The following is a 19,683-nucleotide window of genomic DNA, read 5'->3' as shown; positions in this document are numbered from 1 at the left end:
AGTAACGGACCAGGCGGTTATCCGTGCGATGTTATGAGGGCCACGAAACGCTCCTTCAGTTACAGAAGGCTGCCAGTTCCGTAGATTTCATTTCGTATGCTTTCAACCTCCGAAAATCTTTTCTCGACATGAGAGCTGTAAGATTTCTGGAGCAAAGATAACAAATAGTTAAGGACGCACATCGGTGTGGCATAACTGTCAAAAACACCGGGGCTTTCAGTAATGCAGCGTAGCGTAACAACACGCTCTTCCTGCCATGAGGAAGCCGAGGGGTCTGTCAGCATGACAATTTTTCCACCATTTTTATGAAAATGGCTGATTATTTTACTGAGTGTGACCGTTCGACGACGAAGACCAACAACTAAAAGAACATCATCTGGTTGCTGATCAGTCAGATCAGTTGCCACATCTTCCCCAGGCGCTGGAATAAGACGTATATTCTGACGAAGTATAGCAAGCTGATTACGCAAATATAACGCAATAGCGTATGAGTTTCTAAAACCAATAATATAAACTTTTCCGGAATTTTTTATAATATCAGAAGATTTTTTAAGCATCTCTTCGGATATTTCCGTATAGGTCAGTGTCAGATTTTTCTTTTCCTGCTCTATATATGCCAGAAAGTCGGAGCTATGACCCTCTTTTCTGTTTTTTTCCCTGTAAACATCAAGCGGTGATCCTTTTACTGCACTATCACGTGCTTCGGTTCGTGCCTCCTGATAACTGACATAACCAAGCCGCCTGAAAAAGCGTGCGGCGGTTGAAGGGGAAACACCTGCCATCTCAGACAACTCTCCCCCGGTAAAGCCAGATATATTACCCTCCAGTTCAACAATCACTGCTGCCAGACGACGTTCGCCGGCACTCAGTTCATGCTGAACGCGGATAATGCGGTTTTCCAGGTCTGTTTGTTTTGTCATGCGATTCACTCCGACTCCCTTATGAAACACAAATGCCGTTTCGATTTCAATATGAAAAATATATTTCATATTTTTATTGACGCGGCTTTCTCCTTTGGTATCAGATAAAGCCAGTTAACGGTCATTGGGAATGCTGTAGCATGATTGCAGATTATTATATTTCTTCCCCCGGCAGGGCAGACCACACAGATATTGCGCCCCTGTTTCCGGCAGGGACTCAGGCTGTGGCCGAGAGCCTGAACATTATATCTGCGTGGCCAGGCTATAAATTTACCTCATTGCTTAACCTCAGCGGTGCAGCAAAACACATTGGCGTAGCTGAAGTTTATTACAAACAGGAAGCAGAACGATTCGGCCTGAACAGCTTTAAAGCTCTGGGGGGCGCTTATGCCGTATGCCGTGTGCTCATGCAGGCTATTGCCAGCAAAACAGGGACTTTCCCCCCGGTCAGTGACATTCTGGAAGGAAAATATAAAAATATTACAGAGCAGATCGTTGTTTGCTGTGCCACAGATGGCAACCATGGCCGATCTGTTGCCTGGGGGGCACAAAAACTTGGCTGCCGCAGCGTTATTTATATTCATGAAACAGTTTCTGAAAACCGGGGCAAAGCTATTGCGGCCTTCGGCGCTGAAGTTATTCGTACAAAAGGTAATTATGATGACGCCGTACGTTATGCCGGGCAACAGGCAGAACAAAACGGCTGGACGGTTGTTTCTGATACCTCATATGAGGGATACACCGAAATTCCCGGCTGGATTATGCAGGGTTATGGCGTCATAGCAGCAGAAACCATTGAACAGCTTAACGGCATACGTCCCACTCATGTGTTTTTGCAGGCCGGTGTAGGCGGTTTTGCCGCAGCCATACTCAGCTATCTGGCTGACTATTACGGGGCAGAGGCACCGCATGTCATTATCACAGAACCCTCAGAAGCAGCCTGTATTCTTAAAAGTGCAAGGGCCGGGCACTACGAAAGCGTAACCGGAGAGCTGGACACAATTATGGCTGGTCTCGCCTGTGGTGAGCCCTCTGGCATTGCGCTACCAGAACTTCTCGCCGGTTCATCTGCCTTTGTTGCTATTACAGATGAAAGCGTAAAAGAAGCCATGCGCGGCCTTGTCCGCGGCTATAACGGTGATGCTCTGGTAACAGCCGGTGAAAGTGGCGTTGCAGGCTTTGCCACTCTTCTTACCATTATGGCGGAACAGAGCGAGGCGGCTGAAAAACTGCGACAGGCGCTGACTCTGGGCCCGGATTCACGCGTTTTACTGATCGGCACCGAAGGCGATACCGACCCTGACTTATACCGTCATATTATCTCCGGTGCAGATCATGGATAAAAAAATACAGATAAACCATAGAAGATTCCTGTTAGACATCAGCTCATTCGGGCAGATTGGCGCACTGCCGGGCGGTGGTGTTGCACGTCTGGCCCTGACAGACAGCGACAGGCTCGGCCGCGACGAGCTGGTAAGCCGGATGAAAGCTCTTGGTCTGAGTGTAAGCATTGATAACGTTGGTAATATCTTCGGCACGCGCGCCGGGCGTTTATCCTCAACAGTAATGACCGGGTCACACATTGATACAGTTCTGACGGGTGGGCTGTATGATGGCACTTACGGCGTGCTTGCCGGCCTTGAGGTTATTGCCGCATTAAACGATGCCTGTATAAAAACAGAACACAGCATAACTGTTGCCTCTTTTACTAATGAAGAAGGGGCTCGTTTTCAGCCAGACATGCTGGGCAGCCTCGTGTTCGCGGGAGGAATGTCTGTAGAAACCGCCCGGGCAACAGCAGATAAATCCGGTATAACACTGGGTGATGAACTTGATCGGACAGGCTATACCGGTGCGGGTCGTGGCCCTGACCATATTATCAGTTACTATGAGCTCCATATTGAGCAGGGCCCTGTTCTCGAAAATGAGAATACTGATATCGGGGTTGTAACCGGGGTTCAGGGTATTTCATGGAGCCGCCTCACCTTCCGTGGTCGTTCATCACATGCGGGCACCACCCCCATGCACAGCCGGGCCGATTCAGGCCTCGCGGCTATGTCTCTTATTACCCGTCTGCACACTGCCTTAAAGGATATACCCGAACAACTTATCACCTGCGGGTCTTTTCAGGTACTGCCTGACCTTATCAATGTTGTTCCTCACATCACTACTCTGACTATTGACCTCAGAAACCCCGATGAACAAGCCCTTAAAACTGCTGAAAAAATACTTACAGAGCTGATCAGCGACACTGAAAAAGCTTTTAATATTTCAGTTGAAAAGGAAACTCTGGCACGCTTTGATCCCGTTTCGTTTAACGGAAAACTCATTAGCCAGATTGAAAAAATTGCCCACAATAACGGCTTTACAGCAAGGCGCCTGTGTTCAGGTGCAGGGCATGATGCACAAATGATAGCCCGCATCGCCCCTGCAGCCATGATCTTCGTACCAAGTGTAAACGGCTTAAGCCACAACATAGCAGAGCTGACATACCCCGACGACCTGTGCCGTGGCACACAGGTTTTAGCTGAAGCCATTCTTTCCGATGCGTTATAATATTGTCGCGATAAGGAGCCATAAATAATTATGAGCAGAGAAATTGTTATTGCTGCTGCCCAGATGGGGCCAAACCAGCGCGCAGACAGCCGCCGGAAAATAGTACAGCGTATGATCGCACTTATGGAGAAAGCTGCCCGATGTGGTGCTCAGCTGGTTGTCTATCCGGAACTGGCTCTGACTACATTTTTCCCACGCTGGTATATCAAAGATACTTCAGAAATAGATTCTTTTTTTGAAACAGAAATGCCCGGAGCCGATACGGCCCCTCTATTCACCCGTGCACGTGAACTTGGCATAGCTTTCTCTTTTGGTTTTGCCGAAAAAACAGAACAGGCTGGTGGAATTCATCACTTCAACACATCAGTACTGGTTGATAAAAATAGTAACATCATTCTGCGTTACAGAAAAATTCATATTCCAGGTCATAGTCAGTATGAAAGCTGGAGACCTTTCCAGCATCTGGAGAAATTCTATTTCAAACCAGGTACAGAGCCCTTTTCTACGGCAAGACTTTTTGACGCGGAGTTCTCGCTGGCCATCTGTAATGACCGCCGCTGGCCGGAAACCTACCGTGAAATGGCGCTGCGTGGTGCAGAAATTGCTCTTATTGGCTATAATACACCTATGCATTATGCCCCTATGCCTTCACATGACCACCTTCAGTCTTTTCATAACCATTTATGTATGCAGGCTGGTGCATACCAAAATGGTCTGTGGGTTATCGGAGTTGCCAAAGCGGGCCTGGAAGAAGGCTGCCAGCTTCTTGGGCAAACCTGTATTATTGCTCCTACAGGAGAAATTGCAGCTCAGGCCAGCTCAACTGATGACGAAGTCATTCTGGCACTATGCGATATTGATCGTGTCAAAGAAATTCGTGAAAATGTTTTTAATTTCAAACATCACAGAAGACCAGAAATGTATCCTCTTCTTTCCCGGACAAGCTGAACTGTTAAAAACACCCTGTATGGAGCTTCAGGACCGTGAATACCTCACCCTCTTTTGAGCGTTCCACACCGCAGACACTTTTATCTGAACATGAAGCTACAGGGCTGTATCGCCGGGTGGGGTTACGCGTGCTGCTGCTTATGGCTCTGACATATCTGATGGACAGCCTGGACAGGCTGAATATTGGCTATGCACAACACCAGATTTCAGAGCGAATTCACCTCTCTTTGCAGGATTATGGATTTATCGCCGGCATTTTTTTTGCAGGGTATGTGTTATTTGAAATCCCCGCCATATGGTTAATGGAACGTACAGGGGCGAGAAGAACCTTTGCCCGTATTACGTTTTTATGGGGGCTGACCTCAGCCAGTATGTGTTTTGTACATACTGCTTTTGAGTTTTCCGTTTTACGGTTTCTCCTGGGTGTATTTGAAGCTGGCTTTGCACCAGCCTGCCTGTTTTACTTTTCTTTATGGTACCCTGAAAAACGTATGGCCAGAGTTGTCTCCCTTGAGCAGAGTATGGGGCCGTTCGCAGGTATTATTGCCGGCCCTCTCTCAGGTTTTATTCTGGACAAAATGGACTACGCCGGCGGCATTGATGGCTGGAGATGGATGTTCTTCCTTGAAGGCCTTCCTTCCATTGCCCTGGCTGTAATTATTTACATGACACTGCCAGAAAGCCCACAGGAGGCAAAGTGGCTCACCAATAATGAAAAACAATACCTCACCCGGCATGCATCAGGTAACCATTATATCAGTCATAATGGCTTTAAGGATGTTCTGACTGACCGTCGTGTCTGGTTCCTCGGCCTATCTTTTTTATCTGTCATTTCAGGCATATACACAATCGGCTTCTGGCTACCTCATATTATCAGGCAAACAGGTGTTTCTGCTAACCTCACTATCGGCCTTCTTTCGGCTATCCCTTATATTTTTGCAGTACCGTTTATGTTGTTCTGGTCTGCCAGAGCAGATAAATGCAGGCGGAGAATACCCTGTGTTTTATACCCGTTAACCCTCTCCTCTCTTACTTTTCTGGCCTTCGGGTTTGCGGGCAGTACCAACACGATCTTTGCTATCAGTCTGATTACTCTTTCAACTATTACACTTTATGCTGCCTATACTGTTTTTCTCGCTATTCCCTCCGATATTCTAAAAGGAAAAGGCGCTGCCACAGGCTATGCCATCATCAATATGATGGGGCTTATGGGTGGTTTTCTCAGCCCTTATCTTATCTCACTGACAGAACATCTGACCGGGAGCATCTATTATGGTCTTATGCAGACAGGCGCTCTGATGTGCCTTGGGGCCCTGCTTCTTTATGCAGGCAACATAGAGAATACAAAAAACACCTGAAGAGCCCGACATACGGTATGATCACACGGCCCTGACAGACAGCCTCATCGATATCCCTATATCTGACACTCGTTCAGGAAACTGTCAGCTTTCACTGATATAACCACCGAAAGGTTACATAATTCAGCGAAAATTGATCACGGTTTAAACTCATGCCTGGTTGTTATCGGAAAGCAGCGAAAAAAAGGACGGGACAGTTACCTCGTGTTATACTCACCCTTCTCCTGCTTCCTGTCATATTTTCAGTGGCCCGGGCACAGGAGATAACATTTCCCCAGGCTGTTCAGATGGCCTGGCAAAGTGATCCCGATCATAATGAATTAAATACTAATTATCATTCTGCTACAGCGCGTGCTCATGCTGCAGGTTCGTGGTTTTCTGGCGGACCAACCATATCAGGTCAGTATTTTGACGATCATGCTATAGGCAGCAATGAAGGATATACCACCTATCAGGGTGGCATATCTGTGCCCTTATGGCTGCCAGGCCAGGGTACGGCTACAGTTAAAACTGCAAATGCAGAAGCTTTAACTGTAAAAGAACGGCTAAAAGTCGCACGTATGGCTGTCGCTATTAAAGTACTCGATAGTACTGCTGCTGTAATCAGCGCAAAACGACACTTCGCTATTGCCAGAACATTACAGTCTTCTCTTGAAAAGCTTCAGCTCTCAGTCAGCCGTGGTGTGCAGGCAGGCGAAATGACCAGCTCAGACCAGCAGGCCGTCATAGCTGAAGTTGCCAATGCCCAAAGCGAATGCTCTCTGGCCACCGAGCAGGTCGAAAATGCGACATCAGCTCTGGAGATTATACTCGGGCGCCCTGGTGTTCCAGACCTTCTTTCTTACGATGAAATATCAGTCGCTCATGCGCGGGCACTCCCCCTGAGCCTTCTGGAAAAAATGGACCCCCGGGTAAAAACAGCTGAACAAAATGTAAGAACCGCCAATGCCGGCATGCGCCTGGCACGTGCCTCGTTTATGCCTAACCCCGAAGTCGGCATAGGTGCTATTCACGAAAAACAATACGGCAGCCCATGGGATAACCGGGTAGGTGTAACTCTCTCCATCCCCTTACCCAGCACAGTCAGAAATATACCGATCGAAACTGAAGCCAGGAATAAAGTCGCCACTGCAATTAATCAGGAAGAGCAGATACACCGTCGCGTCAGACAGGAGCTGACACAGGTTTTCTCACATCTGAGGTCAACCGAAAACACATTTAAAAATACATTACTGGCTTCTGAGAACATGAATAAACGGGCTAATGACATGACCCGTGCCTGGCAGGCTGGCGAAGTTTCCCTCATTGAGCTCTTACGGGCAAAGACTGCCGCATACTCCGCACTACAAATGCGCAACCAGGCGGAAGTTTCCTGGCATGCCGCAATCATCAGAGCCATAATTGCAGCCGGAGAATTTGAATGAAAGCTCAGCACAGGCACATGAACCGGATGAAGCGCTTTCTTCTGTTGCTTATTGCTCTGAATACAGGCCTCTGTTCAGCATATGCAGCGGCTTCAGATACCGTAATTACCATGAGTGCCGCGGCACAGCGCAACGCAGACCTGGTCATTTCTGCTGTAAAAACCGGTACTCTGAACAATACGCTTGAAGCCATGGGCACCGTCACGGCAGAAGCAGGTCGTGTTGTGCGCATTCATCCTGCCGGCTCAGGCAAAGTACTCGACGTTCTGGTTGTTCCGGGTCAGCATGTAAAGAAAGGAGAGGTTCTGCTAACATATCAGGACCATTCTCTGCATTTACTCCATCTTGAAATCATCAAGGCTCAAGCTGCCCTGACAACAGCTCAGGCAGCGTATCAGAATGCCGCTGCTGCCTATAGCAGAGGTAAAAAGCTTGAAGGCGCTACGGTCACTGTGGGGGAAACAACACGACGTTTTGCCACGCTTAAAGCCGCAAAAGACGACGTAACAGCCAGACAGGCTGATGTAGAAGCTCTCAATCATCAGCTTGAAGAAGACTATAATTCAGTCACAGAGACGAACAAACCAAAAGAACCGGAAATTTCGCAGATTATTTCACCCGCTGCGGCAGAAGTACAGTCCGTTGCTGTCGGAGCGGCTGATGATATTTCTCCTGCAACAATGCTGGTCACTCTGGCCGACATGTCCTCAGTCTGGATCGTCTCAGACATCCTCCCGCATGATGCCGCAAGAGTGTCTGAAAATGGCATACAAACAACCGAGCTGCCATCAGAAACAGGAACAACTTTCCTGCCTTCAAAAATAACCTCAGCAGGTGACATAGCAGACCCGGCCACAGGTCTTGTCAGGGTTATCAGTCGTATACCAAACCCTGACGGACATCTGCGCCCGGGCATGTTTCTCAACACATATTTACCGCTCAGAAAAACAACAACCGGGGTCATTGTGCCCGAAAATGCTGTGCAGGATATTAACGGGGCCAGCGTCGTCTTTATACCAGCCGGTGCTGATCATTTCAGCCCGCGGGCGGTTCAGGTCGGCGCATCAGGTAACGGTCAGAAAGTCATTGTCTCCGGCCTTTCTGACGGAGAGAAAATAGTCACTCACGGCGCGTTTGCTCTTAAAGCAGTCATGCTGATGTCTGATACAGGCGACGGAGAGTAATAGCTTCATGATGGCTTTTTTATCCGCTCTCTACGGACGACGCTGGCTTGTGGCTACCTTTTTACTGCTGATTTTTATCGCAGGCTGCCTCATGGTGCGTGACCTGCCGGTCGAGGCTGTGCCGGATATCTCCCCTCAGCAGGTTCTTGTCACAGTTGTTGCGCCAGGTCTCGCCACCGAAGAAATTGAACAGCTTATTACCTTTCCGGTTGAGGCCAGCATGGCCGGTATTCCTGACATCACAGATCTTCGTTCGGTTTCCCGCTCTGGCGTATCAGTCGTCTATGTACAGTTTGCAGATAATACAGACATCAACCTCGACCGCACCCGTGTGGAAGAGCGTATTCAGCAGGCAAAAGAGCTTATCTCCGTTCCTGGCATCAGCATTAATATCGGTCCGCTGACAACTGGCCTTGGCGAGATTATGCAGTTGCAGATTAAGGGCGAAGGATATTCGCTTATGGACCTGAACCGCCTGATGACATGGACTGTTGCCCCTCAGCTTAAACTGGTGCCGGGCGTTGTCGATGTGAATATAAGCGGTGGCGCAGAACAGACTTTTCAGGTCACACTTAACCAGGCCCGCCTGCTGGCACTTGGCGTGTCCGCCGGAGATGTTTTTCGTGCAGTGGATGGCAATAATGCTGCCTCTGGCGGAGGCTGGATTGAACATGGAGCAGAACAGCAGATTATTGCAGGACGCGGCCTGATCAGCTCTCTTGATGATTTTGCGTCAGTTCCGGTCCGGACAAATGCTGATGGTTCAGCTATTTTTCTGCGTGATATCGGGCAGGTTTCTATGGGACCAAGAACACGCCTTGGCGCTATGACACGTGATGGCCAGGGAGAGATTGTTACCGGTGTGGTGATGATGCAAAAGGGAGCAGGCTCAAACGCAACGCTTGCTGCTATTCATGCTGCCTTACCTGCTATTCGTCAGTCTCTCCCTCATGGTGTGACGCTCGAACCTTATTATGTGCGCTCTGCTCTGACTTCTGACACCATCAGCACCGTGAAAGAAAATCTTATAACCGGTGCTCTTCTGGTTGTGGGTGTCCTGATTGCTGTGACGGGTGAATGGCGTGCTTCGCTGGTTATTGCCTCCGTTATTCCGTTTGCGCTCGTCTGTGCCATGACAGGCATGCGCTGGTTTGGCATTTCTGCTAACCTTTTAAGTCTGGGTGCCATTGATTTTGGTATGATCGTGGACAGCTCTCTGGTTGTTGTTGAAAATCTGATGACACACCGCGCGCGTGATCAGAAAAACGGTCAGAAAACACCATTATCTGCCATGGCGCTATCCTCTGCGGCAGAGGTGCTGAGACCTGTCAGTTTTGGTATTTTAATTATCATTATTGTTTACCTGCCCATCCTGACGTTACAGGGGATCGAGGGTAAAATGTTTCGTCCTATGGCACAGACGGTCATTCTCGCTCTCCTGGCATCATTATTTTACTGCATCGTTGGGATACCCGTTATTGCCGCGATGACCATGAAAGCTGAAGGCGCACATCGTGACACACTCCTGGTCAGCCAGATGCGTCGCATTTACCTGCCTCTCCTCAACTGGTGTGAAAATCGCTCCGGGCTACTCTTTTCTCTTACGGCAGTCATTTTCTCCTGCTCAGTCTGGGTTGCCCTTCACCTTGGTGGCGAGTTTATTCCCTCTCTCGACGAGGGCATGCTCACTGTTTCAGCAACACGTCTGCCGAGTATTTCATTGCCTGAAGTACTGAAAGAAGTCAGTATCGAAGAACGTATTCTGCGCCGTTTTCCCGAGGTGACCAGTGTCGTGAGCTCTACAGGCACATCAGCTATCCCGACTGACCCCATGGGTCTTAATGAAACAGATAGCTTTATTTTTCTGAAACCTCCTTCGCAGTGGACAACAGCACACACGCAGGAGGGACTGGTCACAGCGATGAATAAAGCACTCAACAATGAACTGCCCGGCATGGAACTTTCATGGAGTCAGCCTGTGCAAATGCGTATGGATGACCTCCTCTCAGGTGTGCGTACCCAGATTGCTGTTTCAATATACGGAGATAACCTCGATACACTGGCTCATCTCGGCGACAGGACTGTCAGCATTTTAAAAGCTATTCCGGGAGCAGCTGACGTTGCTGCACAGGGAGAAGGCACTGTGCCTTTTATTCATATAGACATTGATCGCCGTCAGGCAGCCCGCCTTAATGTCTCTCAGCCGGAAATACTCAATGTGGTGGAGGCCATTGGCGGCCATATCGGACGGCCTGTTACAATTAATAACGCTCTGATCAGCACACAGGTACGATATGACCCTGCCCAGGCAGGAACGCGTGAACAGATCGGTCACCTGAGAGTGCGCCGCTCTGATGGAAAAGGGGCTGTTTTTCTGTCTGAGGTTGCCAAAATTACTGTGCAGAATGGTCCGCCTCGTATCAGCAGAGACGGAATACGCCGTCGTTTAATTGTACAGGCTAATGTACGCGGCCGCGACCTGAGTTCTTTTGTAAAAGAGGCACAAAAAGAAATCGGACAGAAGATAAAATTACCGGCAGGCTATCGTATTACCTGGGCAGGTCAGTTTCAGAACTTACGTTCAGCCATGGCACGACTGGAAATTGTTGTTCCCATAGCTCTTATTCTCATTTTCGTGCTCCTGACTGTCGCTCTTAATTCTGCCCGGCTTGCTGGCCTTGTTTTTATTAACCTTCCCGTTGCGGCAACTGGTGGAATTTTTGCTCTGGCCATGCGCGGACTACCGTTTAGTGTATCAGCAGGCATTGGTTTTATCGCCTTATCAGGTGTTGCTGTGCTCAATGGCGTTGTGCTTATGACTGCCATCAATACGCTGCGTCGTTCTGGTTATGCTGCTGCTCAGGCCGCATTTGAAGCCGCTAAAGACCGTTTTCGTCCGGTTATGGCAACAGCACTGGTCGCCAGCCTTGGGTTTATTCCTATGGCCATTTCAACAAGTGCCGGGGCAGAGGTCGAACGGCCATTAGCCACTGTTGTCATTGGCGGGCTGATCTCCTCAACTCTGCTGACACTGCTTGTGCTACCCTCCTTATATGCCCGGACGATGAAAAGCCGTGAACGATGAAAATTCTGATTATTGAAGATGAAAAAGCTCTCGGCTCTGCTGTCAGAGATCGCGTGCGCCAGGCAGGACATACCGTAGACTGGTTTACGAACCTGAGTGATGCCCGGGCTGCACTAAAAGTCTCTTCATATGATTTTTTATTGCTTGATCTGGGGTTACCCGATGGGAACGGACTTGAACTGGTGCGCGAAATACGCCGGCAACGATCTTTACTGGCCATTCTGATTACGACAGCGAGAGACCAGATCAGTGATCGTATTTCAGGCCTTTCAGAAGGTGCTGACGATTATATTGTCAAACCTTATGACCTTGATGAACTGGTCGCCCGTATTGATGCTGTCTCAAGACGTTATACTGCTTTACCGGATAATATTGTAACCTGTGGTAATATCATCATCGATTTATCACGACGCCAGCTTATACAAAACAAAAATACAATAGACCTCTCAGCGCGCGAATGGGCTGTTATTGAACTCCTGGCACGCAGACCTGGTGCACTGTGCAGCCGCGAACAGATTGAAGATGCTCTTTACAGCCTGAGCGATGATGTTGAGAGCAACGCGATTGAAGTTTTCATCAGCAGAATACGAAAAAAAACCAGTCCTGATCTTATTACAACCGTACGCGGCAGAGGATACAGGCTGGCAGGAATCAGCTTATGAAACAATGGAGCCTGGCATCACGCATTGTATCCGGGACACTCATGGTCGTGCTGGGCGCCCTGGTTGTTCTGAGTATTCTTATTGCAGCTTTCACCCGTTTTGAAGTGACGGAGCGCCTTGACAACTCTTTGCAGGAAGTTGCCGAACGCCTTGAGTTTGTTGTCGGTAAACTTGATGAAAGCGGAAAAAATACTTCCATACCAGGCGGACGCATTGCCTATCTGTCAGGTGTCAACAGACGCACACTGGCATATCAGATTGCCGGAACAGACGGACATCTGGAAGTCAGGTCACAAAATGCACCACCAAAGCTATTTATACCTGATCTCAAAACTGGTTTTTACAATGCTCCCTCATTTCGGGTCTATGTTGTGCCCTCAGCCTCAGGGCACCATTATATTCTCGTAGGAGAGCCTGACTTTCACAGAAACGAAGCTGTAAGACGGGCTGTTCTTATTTCAATTTTACCAATGATTATCTTTTTTCCGGCAATATGGATTTTGGTACGGTGGCACGTGCGACATGCAATGCGCCCTCTGACATGCTTACAGCAGGAAATAAGAAGTCGCGGAGGCTCTAATCTGGAACCGGTGCCGCCGCTTGATTTACCAGAAGAACTTGTGACTATTCATACAGCTGTTAATCTTTTACTCGAACGCCTTAAAATGGCTCTGTCCACCGAAAGAGCTTTCGCTGCCAATGCAGCTCATGAGCTAAGGAATCCTGTCGCAGCGTTGCTGGCACAGGTTCAGCTGCTAAAAGCAAAGCTCGCTGCATCAGACCATGAAGAACAAGCCAGAACAATTATGCAGCAGACCCGGCGTATCGGAAGAACAATGGAGAAACTGCTTCAGCTTTCAAGGGCAACATCAGGTATTGCTCTGAGTGGGGAGAGTTTTGATCTGATTCCAGTTATTCAGTTTTTAGCAGAAGAGCTTGAGCGTGAGAATCACTGTATTATAAAAATTTCAGGTGTTAACAGCTTACTCCTTACAGGAGATATGGATATTGCTGGCATTTTGTTTCGTAACCTTCTTGAAAATGCTGTTCTTCATGGATCATCCGGACAAGCTGTCAAAGTAAAAATTACTGAGGACCAGTGTGTTATGATTACCAATGACTGTGTTTCACTCTCTCCTGAGAATCTGAAAGATCTGGAAAAACCATTTATCAGAGGTCAGACAAATGCAGACGGGAGCGGCCTGGGACTTGCCATTGCACGGCAAATAACTGAGCAGCTTGGAGCTGAGATGAGTGTCACCTCACCGATCCCTGAGCAAACAAGAGGTGTTATGGTTAGTATAAAATTTCAGTCATCTAAAAAAAATAAAAAATGATAAAAGTTTTTACATACCTCATCATTTCTTAGATTTGTTTTTTTGTTGAGAATCTCGGATACGCCCCATAATATACGCACCGGCTGTCACAGGCTCATAGCAGGATGCCTGCCCCTCAGGCAAACCAAGATCCCGGGGATTAATAACCGCATCAAAGTCAGGATCATAAAAAGTCGCAATAGAAAAGCGTTCTTTACCTGATTTATTTAAAACACGGTGCATATTAGAACGGTAACGATTATTAGACCACCGGCATAATAAATCACCAATGTTAATCACAAGAGTGCCGGGTACAGGTGCTGCAGGAACCCATTCATTCTGAAGATTCTGCACCTCGAGGCCGCCAGTATCATCCTGCCATAATAAGGTAATACAACCATAATCTGTATGAGGGGCAACACCGTAGGTAATGCTTGTTGTGTCAGCGGGCATTTGAGCCGGCGGGTACCATATGGTCTGTGTTCTCTGCAACGGATAATGATATTTTTTTTCAAAAAAATTACTGTCAAGATTGAGAGAGTTTGCAACAGCCTTTAGCAGTAACTGCCCACACTGAGCCGCAGCCTGATAATAATTTAAAAAAGCCTGCCTGAATGCCGGCCGTCCTTCAGGCCATACATTAGGCCCCTGTAAATCGTTCTGCGGCGGGCTTTCCATTCCATCCGGCGGAAATTCAGGACCGATCTGAAAAAATTCTTTATAGTCAGGACGTTCGGCACCATACATAATTGTACGGTTAAGCGCATTAAACCCACGCACTGCCTGTTTTGGGCGATACTGATCTTTTTCTGAAAGAGGAAGATGAAAAAAATCAAGAGATTCCCGGCGCAAATTTTCAATATATGCATCAGGAATACCATGATTTTTTACATAACAGAAACCAGAGGTAATAAAAGCATGATGAATTTGCTTCCCCGCAAGAGCAATGTCACCTGCACGAGCAGGAGCAAGATCAATAACGGGTATAAAACTATTTTCAGTCATTACGTTATTCCCTCCTCTTTGTGAAAAAATTATAAAATTATCCTGAATAAGCTACTTTCTTTCTCTTCTGGTATCAGGATATTTTCAGAATCATCTGATACAACACAGCTCCAGACTTCACCCGGAAGAAGTCTCATATCTGATGAATCATTACGTGACAAAACCCATCGCCCGCCGGATGGAAAAATAAATACTCTCTGCGTTCCTTTCTTTTTTCCTGAAAAAGAAAATTGTTTGTCAAAGAAAGAAAAATCTATTTTTTTTACATTATTTTTCTCATCTTTAATCATCAGGTTTAAAGCCTGGACACCTCCGGCTGAGCATGCAGACAAAACATCTTCATCTCCGGAAAATTCAATTGGACTATTCTTATTTTTTATCAGATGACACCATGATTTATCTTTTGCAGACAAAGCAACCTCACCCTGGCTCAGTATAGCAAAATAACGCCACCAGCCCCGGAAACGGGAAAAAGGTGCATCATTCAAAATATCAGCCACACTCAAACGCCACTGCAATCCGGCACCAGAGGTTGTCTCCTCTGCAATAAGGCGCGTGACACCCTGACCATTACGCCAGGGCTGCGCTCTGATTTCAGATAAACACTGGCGCTGCCACATCAGCCGACAACTTCAGGAAGCATTTTACCTGGGTTTAAAATATTATTGGGGTCAAAAGATTTTTTCATCATACGCATAACATCCAGGGCAACTGAACCATGCTCGCGTTCCATAAATTCCTTTTTACCGAAGCCGATCCCGTGCTCGCCGCTACATGCCCCGCCAAGAGAAAGCGCACGTCCGACAATTTTACGATCAAGCTCAAGCGCACGCTCCAATCCGTCAGGCTCAGGCGGCACAAGAATAACCGTATGGAAATTACCATCACCCACATGCCCGACAATAGGGGCGAGCAGGCCTGACTCCTCAATATCGCGCTTACTGCCAGTAATCAGCTCAGTCAAAGCCGAGACCGGCACAACGGCATCAGTCGCCAGCCCCCGATGATTAGGGCGGTAAGCAAGACAGGCCCAGAAAGCATTATGCCGGGCTTTCCATAATTCATTACGATTTTCGGGGTTATTACTCCACAAAAAGCCTTTACCATTATGGTCATCGACAACACTCTCCATTGTCTCAACCTGCTCTTTCACAGCAGCAGGCGCACCATGGAACTCGAAAAACATCGTCGGGAGGACATCATATCCCTCCATTTTAGAGTAACGAATGCATGCATCCATCTGCACTTCATCCATTAATTCCATACGACCAACAGGCAGGCCGAGCTGCATGGTTGTTACAGCAACATTGACAGCATCTTCCAGTTTTTCAAACTGGCACACGGCTGTCGCTACAGCCTCTGGCTGACCATGTAAGCGCAGCTGCACCTCAGTAATAATGCCTAATGTCCCCTCCGAACCTACAAAAAGACGTGTCAAATCATATCCGGTGGCAGATTTACGCACCCTGCCACCTGTACGCATCACACGACCATCTGCCAGAACAACGGTCAGACCAAGGGTATTTTCACGCATTGTGCCATAACGCACAGCTGCTGTGCCTGAGGCACGGGTGGCACACATCCCCCCCAGCGTAGATTCTCCACCCGGATCAACCGGAAAAAACAACCCGCTGTCACGCAGATAAGCATTAAGAGCATGACGCGTAACCCCTGCCTCAACACGGCAGTCCATATCCTCAGCATTCACTTCAAGGATACGGGTCATACGGGAAAGATCGAGACTAATACCCGTCTCTGAAGGGGTAACATGCCCTTCAAGTGAAGTGCCCCCGCCAAAAGCCACAACCGGCACAGAATGCTCGTTGCAGGCTTTAAGAACAGCTGAGACTTCTTCAGTACTTTCGGCAAAAATAACCGCACCAGGCAGACATCCCTCCTGCCAGCCCTCGCCATGAGCATGATGCTCACGCACAGCTTCTCCGCGAGAAATACGATCACCGAAAATTTCAGCTAATTCTGTCAGAACATGTTCAAGGGCAGACATAATAAACTTTCCACAACAAAGCGATGGCGAATCTGCTGTCTTACAAACTCAGATCAGCGAGAGCGTGAAGAACTGTATCATTTTCCTCGGGCAGGCCAATACTGATACGCACCCAGTTTTCAAAACCAGGCTCTTTCCACGGCTTAATAATAATGCCTCGTTCAAGTAACGCATCTGCAAGCTGAGCTGCACCCTGCGTCGTGCGGACAAATACAAAATTGGTCCAGGCAGGAGCAACAAAAAAACCAAGCTCTCTGAGGGCCTTCACCATGCGTTCTCTTTCGGCAATCCCTTTTCGGATACAGTCTTTCATATATGCGACATCTGCAAGCGCCGCACTGGCCGCAATCTGGGCCGGCATATTTGTGTTAAACGGATCGCGCACAGTATCAAGCACTGAAGCAACCTCCTCTGACGAGGTCAGGGCATAGCCAATACGTAAGGCTGCCAGCCCATACGCTTTAGAAAAAGTACGCAGGATAATCCAGGGGCGCCCCTGCTTCTCGAGTAATGCACGCGCATCAGGATAGTTCGGGTCTTCCTCTGCATATTCCCGATAAGCTTCGTCAACGACAATGAGGGCATCCTGCGGACAGGCCTCGATCAGCTCAGAGAGATCTGCTCCGGTCATCATACAGCCTACCGGATTAGAGGGGTTTGAAAACATTAAAATTTTCAAAGGTTTCTTTACCGCAGCCAGTAAGGCAGCCTGATCAAAAGTCGCTTCTGCAGTGACCGGAACAGCATCGACCTCAGCCCCCATCATACGGGGATAAATTTCATGCAGACCAAAAGCTGGCCTGACCGTTACCACACGATCACCTGACGAAAGATATGCCTCAGCAATCAGGCGGATAATCTGCTCTGAGCCATTCCCGACCAGAACACGCTCCACCTCTGTCATATGCGCCCGCGCAATATCATGACGCAGCAAAGCGGCACCCGCATCAGGATAACGCCCCAGCCGGTCTGCCAGACCTGCCCACCCGGCTTTAACCTGCGGTGAAGGGCCATAAGGATTCTCATTACTTCCCAGCTTAACAATCGTTGTAAGATTATAACGCCTGCGGACCTCATCTTCTGAAAGACCAGCATTATAACGGGGCAACATCGAGACTTCAGCCCGGCACAATGCCTTATGACCTGAAAATGAGAGTGCTACAGAATCCGACATCCCGAAGAAACCTCCTGCCTTAAGCGGTATTCGTCATTAATGTATAGACATTTAAAACCTGTAAAGAGAGAAATGTATAAGATTTGTTCCCTGCACATATTTTACACTCATCGGGACAGGAGAAGCCTGAAGGAAAAGCCCGGAAACACTGTGTTTTTCTTAATAAATTTGAAAATATGTTAATATTTAATAATATTTTCACTCATTTCATCTCAGGGCATACAAAAATTCTACGCCTGTTTTTTCTTCTTGACCGATCGTGTACATACAACATATTGTTTTGATATCGGAACATGAGGAAAACCGCTTATGGCCCTTCCTGCTCATCAGATCATGTTGGACGACGCAACCATTTCAGCATTTCAGACTGAAGGCGTAGCCGTTGTTCGCGGCGCCTTCTCAGACTGGACAGAACTTCTGCGCGATGGCATGGCAGCCACCATGGCAGCTCCCAGCCCGCTCGAACGCTCTTACCAGCCTGAAGGCTCTGCTCCGTTTTTTCAGGATCTGTGCAACTGGCAGCGTATCCCACAATTCAGAAAATTCATCGAAAACTCACCCGTTGCAGGTATAGCCGCCCAGCTGATGCAGGCGCGTGAGGTACGCTTTTTTCATGACCACGAACTGGTCAAAGAACCTGGCACAACATTAGTAACCCCATGGCACCAGGATAGTCCGTATTACTGCGTGACGGGAGAGAAAACACTCAGTTTGTGGATACCTCTTGATCCTGTCTCAAAGGATCAGTGCCTGGAGTGTGTGGCTGGCTCACATAAGGAGGGTATAATTCACCGCCCCCGGCGTTTTGACGGATCGAAACTGTATAAAGACGATTCTCTGCCAGAAATGCCCGACATTAATGCAAACCGTGATGCATATACTATCCGCAGCTGGGACCTTGCCCCGGGGGATGCCATCGCTTTTGATTTTCGTATAATCCACGGTGCGCCGGCCACAACCGGCACAACGCAAAGACGGCGTGTGTTTTCTGCCCGCTGGGTAGGAGAAAATGCCCGTTTTGCTGACAGGGGCGGCAAAGGCTCCCCCCCCTTCCCGCACCTTACACTCAAAGACGGAGACCCGCTGGAAGGACCCGACTTCCCCCTGCTGTATAAAGCAACAGCCTGAACAGAAATGTGGAGAAGGTGGCATGACAAAATATGATCATTCCTGGCACCTTCTTTTCTTCTGTCTCACTATCAGCTGTTTTCTTACCCCAATATTCTGCTTGCCGGCTTATGCAGAGTGCCTTGATGATATTCGTCAGGCAGGCATGCTAACGGCTGGCAATGCGCTTCTTGGCGCACACCCCTCCCTCTGGCAGGATAAAGAGGGCGTCTATCATGGTATTGACGCAGACCTTTTACAGGAACTGACTAAAAGGCTGGGTATACCGCACTCACAATTTATCATCACGGAATGGAGCACACTGGTCCCGGGCCTGAAAGTCGGCCGGTGGGATATTATCCTGTCTGATCTGACAATTACTGAAGAGCGCATTGCCTATGCGCATATTGCCTACTCACGCCCTTATTTTATGTTGTATGACCGTATTATCGTACCAGAAAACTCCCCTCTTCATACTCTGGATGATCTGAAAACAGCTAACCTGGGGTCTGTGCTGGGCACAACAGATTCAATGACGGCTCATATGCTGGTCGATAAAAATATTGCTGCAAAAGTAAGCGATTTTAATACCTTTGGTGACCCGTTTGTTGCCCTGAGAAACAAACAGGTTGATGCTGTCGTTGTCGACCAGGGCACTCTGCAGGCTCAGAAAGAGCACTTTGCAGGACTGCGCACTATCGGACCTCCACTTTTTTATGAACCCAAACCTGCCTGGAAAGATGCCCAGGCAAAGGCCAGCTACCGTCTGGGCGATGAGGGTATTGTCGTGCGTAACACCTGCCCTCTGCTGCTTAAAGCTATTAATAAAGCAATGGATGATATGAAACAGGATGGCACGCTTCGCACCATCCTCAGGCGCTACCATGTCTGGGAAGAGTTGCAGGACCACCTGAACCAGAACGAACAGACGGAGTAACA

The 19,683-nt window shown here is 48.3% G+C and carries 16 protein-coding genes; 11 read left to right on the top strand and 5 right to left on the bottom strand.

Annotation, left to right across the window (positions count from 1 at the left end):
• Positions 1–59 precede the first annotated feature (59 nt).
• Positions 60–920, bottom strand: a complete 861-nt coding sequence (locus HK25_RS02925) for a MurR/RpiR family transcriptional regulator (protein WP_158092912.1) — start codon at positions 918–920, stop codon at positions 60–62.
• Positions 921–1,060: 140 nt separating this feature from the next.
• Here HK25_RS02925 and HK25_RS02920 point away from each other — a divergent pair, with 140 nt between their 5' ends.
• The 9 genes from HK25_RS02920 to HK25_RS02880 all read left to right on the top strand — a co-directional run bounded on the left by HK25_RS02920 (position 1,061) and on the right by HK25_RS02880 (position 13,474).
• The gene (locus tag HK25_RS02920) at positions 1,061–2,263 is read left to right on the top strand and encodes a diaminopropionate ammonia-lyase (protein ID WP_086635243.1); all 1,203 of its coding nucleotides are present in this window, start codon (positions 1,061–1,063) and stop codon (positions 2,261–2,263) included.
• On the top strand, positions 2,256–3,476 hold the full coding sequence (locus HK25_RS02915) for a Zn-dependent hydrolase (RefSeq protein WP_086635242.1): 1,221 nt from the start codon (positions 2,256–2,258) through the stop codon (positions 3,474–3,476). Before HK25_RS02920 ends, HK25_RS02915 begins: the two co-directional genes overlap by 8 nt.
• Before the next feature lie 30 nt (positions 3,477–3,506).
• The gene (locus HK25_RS02910) at positions 3,507–4,424 is read left to right on the top strand and encodes an N-carbamoyl-D-amino-acid hydrolase (RefSeq protein ID WP_086635241.1); all 918 of its coding nucleotides are present in this window, start codon (positions 3,507–3,509) and stop codon (positions 4,422–4,424) included.
• Positions 4,425–4,459: 35 nt separating this feature from the next.
• On the top strand, positions 4,460–5,782 hold the full coding sequence (locus HK25_RS02905; protein WP_086635240.1) for an MFS transporter: 1,323 nt from the start codon (positions 4,460–4,462) through the stop codon (positions 5,780–5,782).
• A 287-nt stretch (positions 5,783–6,069) separates the two neighbouring features.
• Positions 6,070–7,206 carry a TolC family protein gene (locus HK25_RS02900; RefSeq protein WP_233127630.1) on the top strand — a complete coding sequence of 379 codons (1,137 nt, stop codon included), beginning with the start codon at positions 6,070–6,072 and terminating at the stop codon, positions 7,204–7,206.
• On the top strand, positions 7,203–8,390 hold the full coding sequence (locus HK25_RS02895) for an efflux RND transporter periplasmic adaptor subunit (RefSeq protein ID WP_233127627.1): 1,188 nt from the start codon (positions 7,203–7,205) through the stop codon (positions 8,388–8,390). Before HK25_RS02900 ends, HK25_RS02895 begins: the two co-directional genes overlap by 4 nt.
• A gap of 7 nt (positions 8,391–8,397) precedes the next feature.
• Positions 8,398–11,475: an efflux RND transporter permease subunit gene (locus HK25_RS02890; RefSeq protein ID WP_086635238.1), complete on the top strand. Its 3,078-nt coding sequence runs from the start codon at positions 8,398–8,400 to the stop codon at positions 11,473–11,475.
• Positions 11,472–12,137 carry a response regulator transcription factor gene (locus HK25_RS02885; RefSeq protein WP_086635237.1) on the top strand — a complete coding sequence of 222 codons (666 nt, stop codon included), beginning with the start codon at positions 11,472–11,474 and terminating at the stop codon, positions 12,135–12,137. Before HK25_RS02890 ends, HK25_RS02885 begins: the two co-directional genes overlap by 4 nt.
• The gene (locus HK25_RS02880) at positions 12,134–13,474 is read left to right on the top strand and encodes a HAMP domain-containing sensor histidine kinase (protein WP_086635236.1); all 1,341 of its coding nucleotides are present in this window, start codon (positions 12,134–12,136) and stop codon (positions 13,472–13,474) included. The genes HK25_RS02885 and HK25_RS02880 overlap by 4 nt, the downstream gene beginning before the upstream one ends.
• A gap of 21 nt (positions 13,475–13,495) precedes the next feature.
• Here the strand turns inward: HK25_RS02880 and HK25_RS02875 are convergent, their stop codons facing one another.
• The 4 genes from HK25_RS02875 to hisC are packed head-to-tail and all read right to left on the bottom strand — an operon-like array spanning position 13,496 to position 17,637.
• Positions 13,496–14,458 carry an isopenicillin N synthase family oxygenase gene (locus HK25_RS02875; RefSeq protein WP_086635235.1) on the bottom strand — a complete coding sequence of 321 codons (963 nt, stop codon included), beginning with the start codon at positions 14,456–14,458 and terminating at the stop codon, positions 13,496–13,498.
• Positions 14,459–14,487: 29 nt separating this feature from the next.
• Complete coding sequence (locus HK25_RS02870; RefSeq protein ID WP_086635234.1) at positions 14,488–15,078, bottom strand: HutD family protein; 591 nt, start codon at positions 15,076–15,078, stop codon at positions 14,488–14,490.
• On the bottom strand, positions 15,078–16,463 hold the full coding sequence (locus HK25_RS02865; protein WP_086635233.1) for an FAD-binding oxidoreductase: 1,386 nt from the start codon (positions 16,461–16,463) through the stop codon (positions 15,078–15,080). Before HK25_RS02865 ends, HK25_RS02870 begins: the two co-directional genes overlap by 1 nt.
• A 40-nt stretch (positions 16,464–16,503) precedes the next feature.
• The gene (gene hisC, locus HK25_RS02860; protein WP_086635232.1) at positions 16,504–17,637 is read right to left on the bottom strand and encodes a histidinol-phosphate transaminase; all 1,134 of its coding nucleotides are present in this window, start codon (positions 17,635–17,637) and stop codon (positions 16,504–16,506) included.
• Between the two features lie 309 nt (positions 17,638–17,946).
• Here hisC and HK25_RS02855 point away from each other — a divergent pair, with 309 nt between their 5' ends.
• Positions 17,947–18,765 carry a phytanoyl-CoA dioxygenase family protein gene (locus tag HK25_RS02855; RefSeq protein ID WP_086554863.1) on the top strand — a complete coding sequence of 273 codons (819 nt, stop codon included), beginning with the start codon at positions 17,947–17,949 and terminating at the stop codon, positions 18,763–18,765.
• Positions 18,766–18,787: 22 nt separating this feature from the next.
• A complete protein-coding gene (locus HK25_RS02850; RefSeq protein ID WP_086635231.1) occupies positions 18,788–19,681 on the top strand; it encodes an ABC transporter substrate-binding protein in 894 nt (297 codons plus the stop codon).
• Positions 19,682–19,683: the final 2 nt, after the last annotated feature.

It is taken from the genome of Acetobacter sp. DsW_059 (genome assembly GCF_002153695.1).
GTDB lineage: Bacteria > Pseudomonadota > Alphaproteobacteria > Acetobacterales > Acetobacteraceae > Acetobacter > Acetobacter thailandicus.
Note: the sequence above shows the minus strand (reverse complement) of the source record. Positions and strands in the feature narration are given on the sequence as shown.

Bases quoted from the DNA above. Each gene is read 5' to 3' on its own strand.
- HK25_RS02925 (WP_158092912.1), bottom strand. From the start codon at position 920: ATGACAAAACAAACAGACCTGGAAAACCGCATTATCCGCGTTCAGCAT.
- HK25_RS02865 (WP_086635233.1), bottom strand. From the start codon at position 16,463: ATGTCTGCCCTTGAACATGTTCTGACAGAATTAGCTGAAATTTTCGGT.
- HK25_RS02900 (WP_233127630.1), top strand. From the start codon at position 6,070: ATGGCCTGGCAAAGTGATCCCGATCATAATGAATTAAATACTAATTAT.
- HK25_RS02920 (WP_086635243.1), top strand. From the start codon at position 1,061: ATGATTGCAGATTATTATATTTCTTCCCCCGGCAGGGCAGACCACACA.
- HK25_RS02890 (WP_086635238.1), top strand. From the start codon at position 8,398: ATGATGGCTTTTTTATCCGCTCTCTACGGACGACGCTGGCTTGTGGCT.
- HK25_RS02910 (WP_086635241.1), top strand. From the start codon at position 3,507: ATGAGCAGAGAAATTGTTATTGCTGCTGCCCAGATGGGGCCAAACCAG.
- HK25_RS02855 (WP_086554863.1), top strand. From the start codon at position 17,947: ATGGCCCTTCCTGCTCATCAGATCATGTTGGACGACGCAACCATTTCA.
- HK25_RS02880 (WP_086635236.1), top strand. From the start codon at position 12,134: ATGAAACAATGGAGCCTGGCATCACGCATTGTATCCGGGACACTCATG.
- HK25_RS02875 (WP_086635235.1), bottom strand. From the start codon at position 14,458: ATGACTGAAAATAGTTTTATACCCGTTATTGATCTTGCTCCTGCTCGT.
- hisC (WP_086635232.1), bottom strand. From the start codon at position 17,637: ATGTCGGATTCTGTAGCACTCTCATTTTCAGGTCATAAGGCATTGTGC.
- HK25_RS02850 (WP_086635231.1), top strand. From the start codon at position 18,788: ATGACAAAATATGATCATTCCTGGCACCTTCTTTTCTTCTGTCTCACT.
- HK25_RS02895 (WP_233127627.1), top strand. From the start codon at position 7,203: ATGAAAGCTCAGCACAGGCACATGAACCGGATGAAGCGCTTTCTTCTG.
- HK25_RS02870 (WP_086635234.1), bottom strand. From the start codon at position 15,078: ATGTGGCAGCGCCAGTGTTTATCTGAAATCAGAGCGCAGCCCTGGCGT.
- HK25_RS02885 (WP_086635237.1), top strand. From the start codon at position 11,472: ATGAAAATTCTGATTATTGAAGATGAAAAAGCTCTCGGCTCTGCTGTC.
- HK25_RS02915 (WP_086635242.1), top strand. From the start codon at position 2,256: ATGGATAAAAAAATACAGATAAACCATAGAAGATTCCTGTTAGACATC.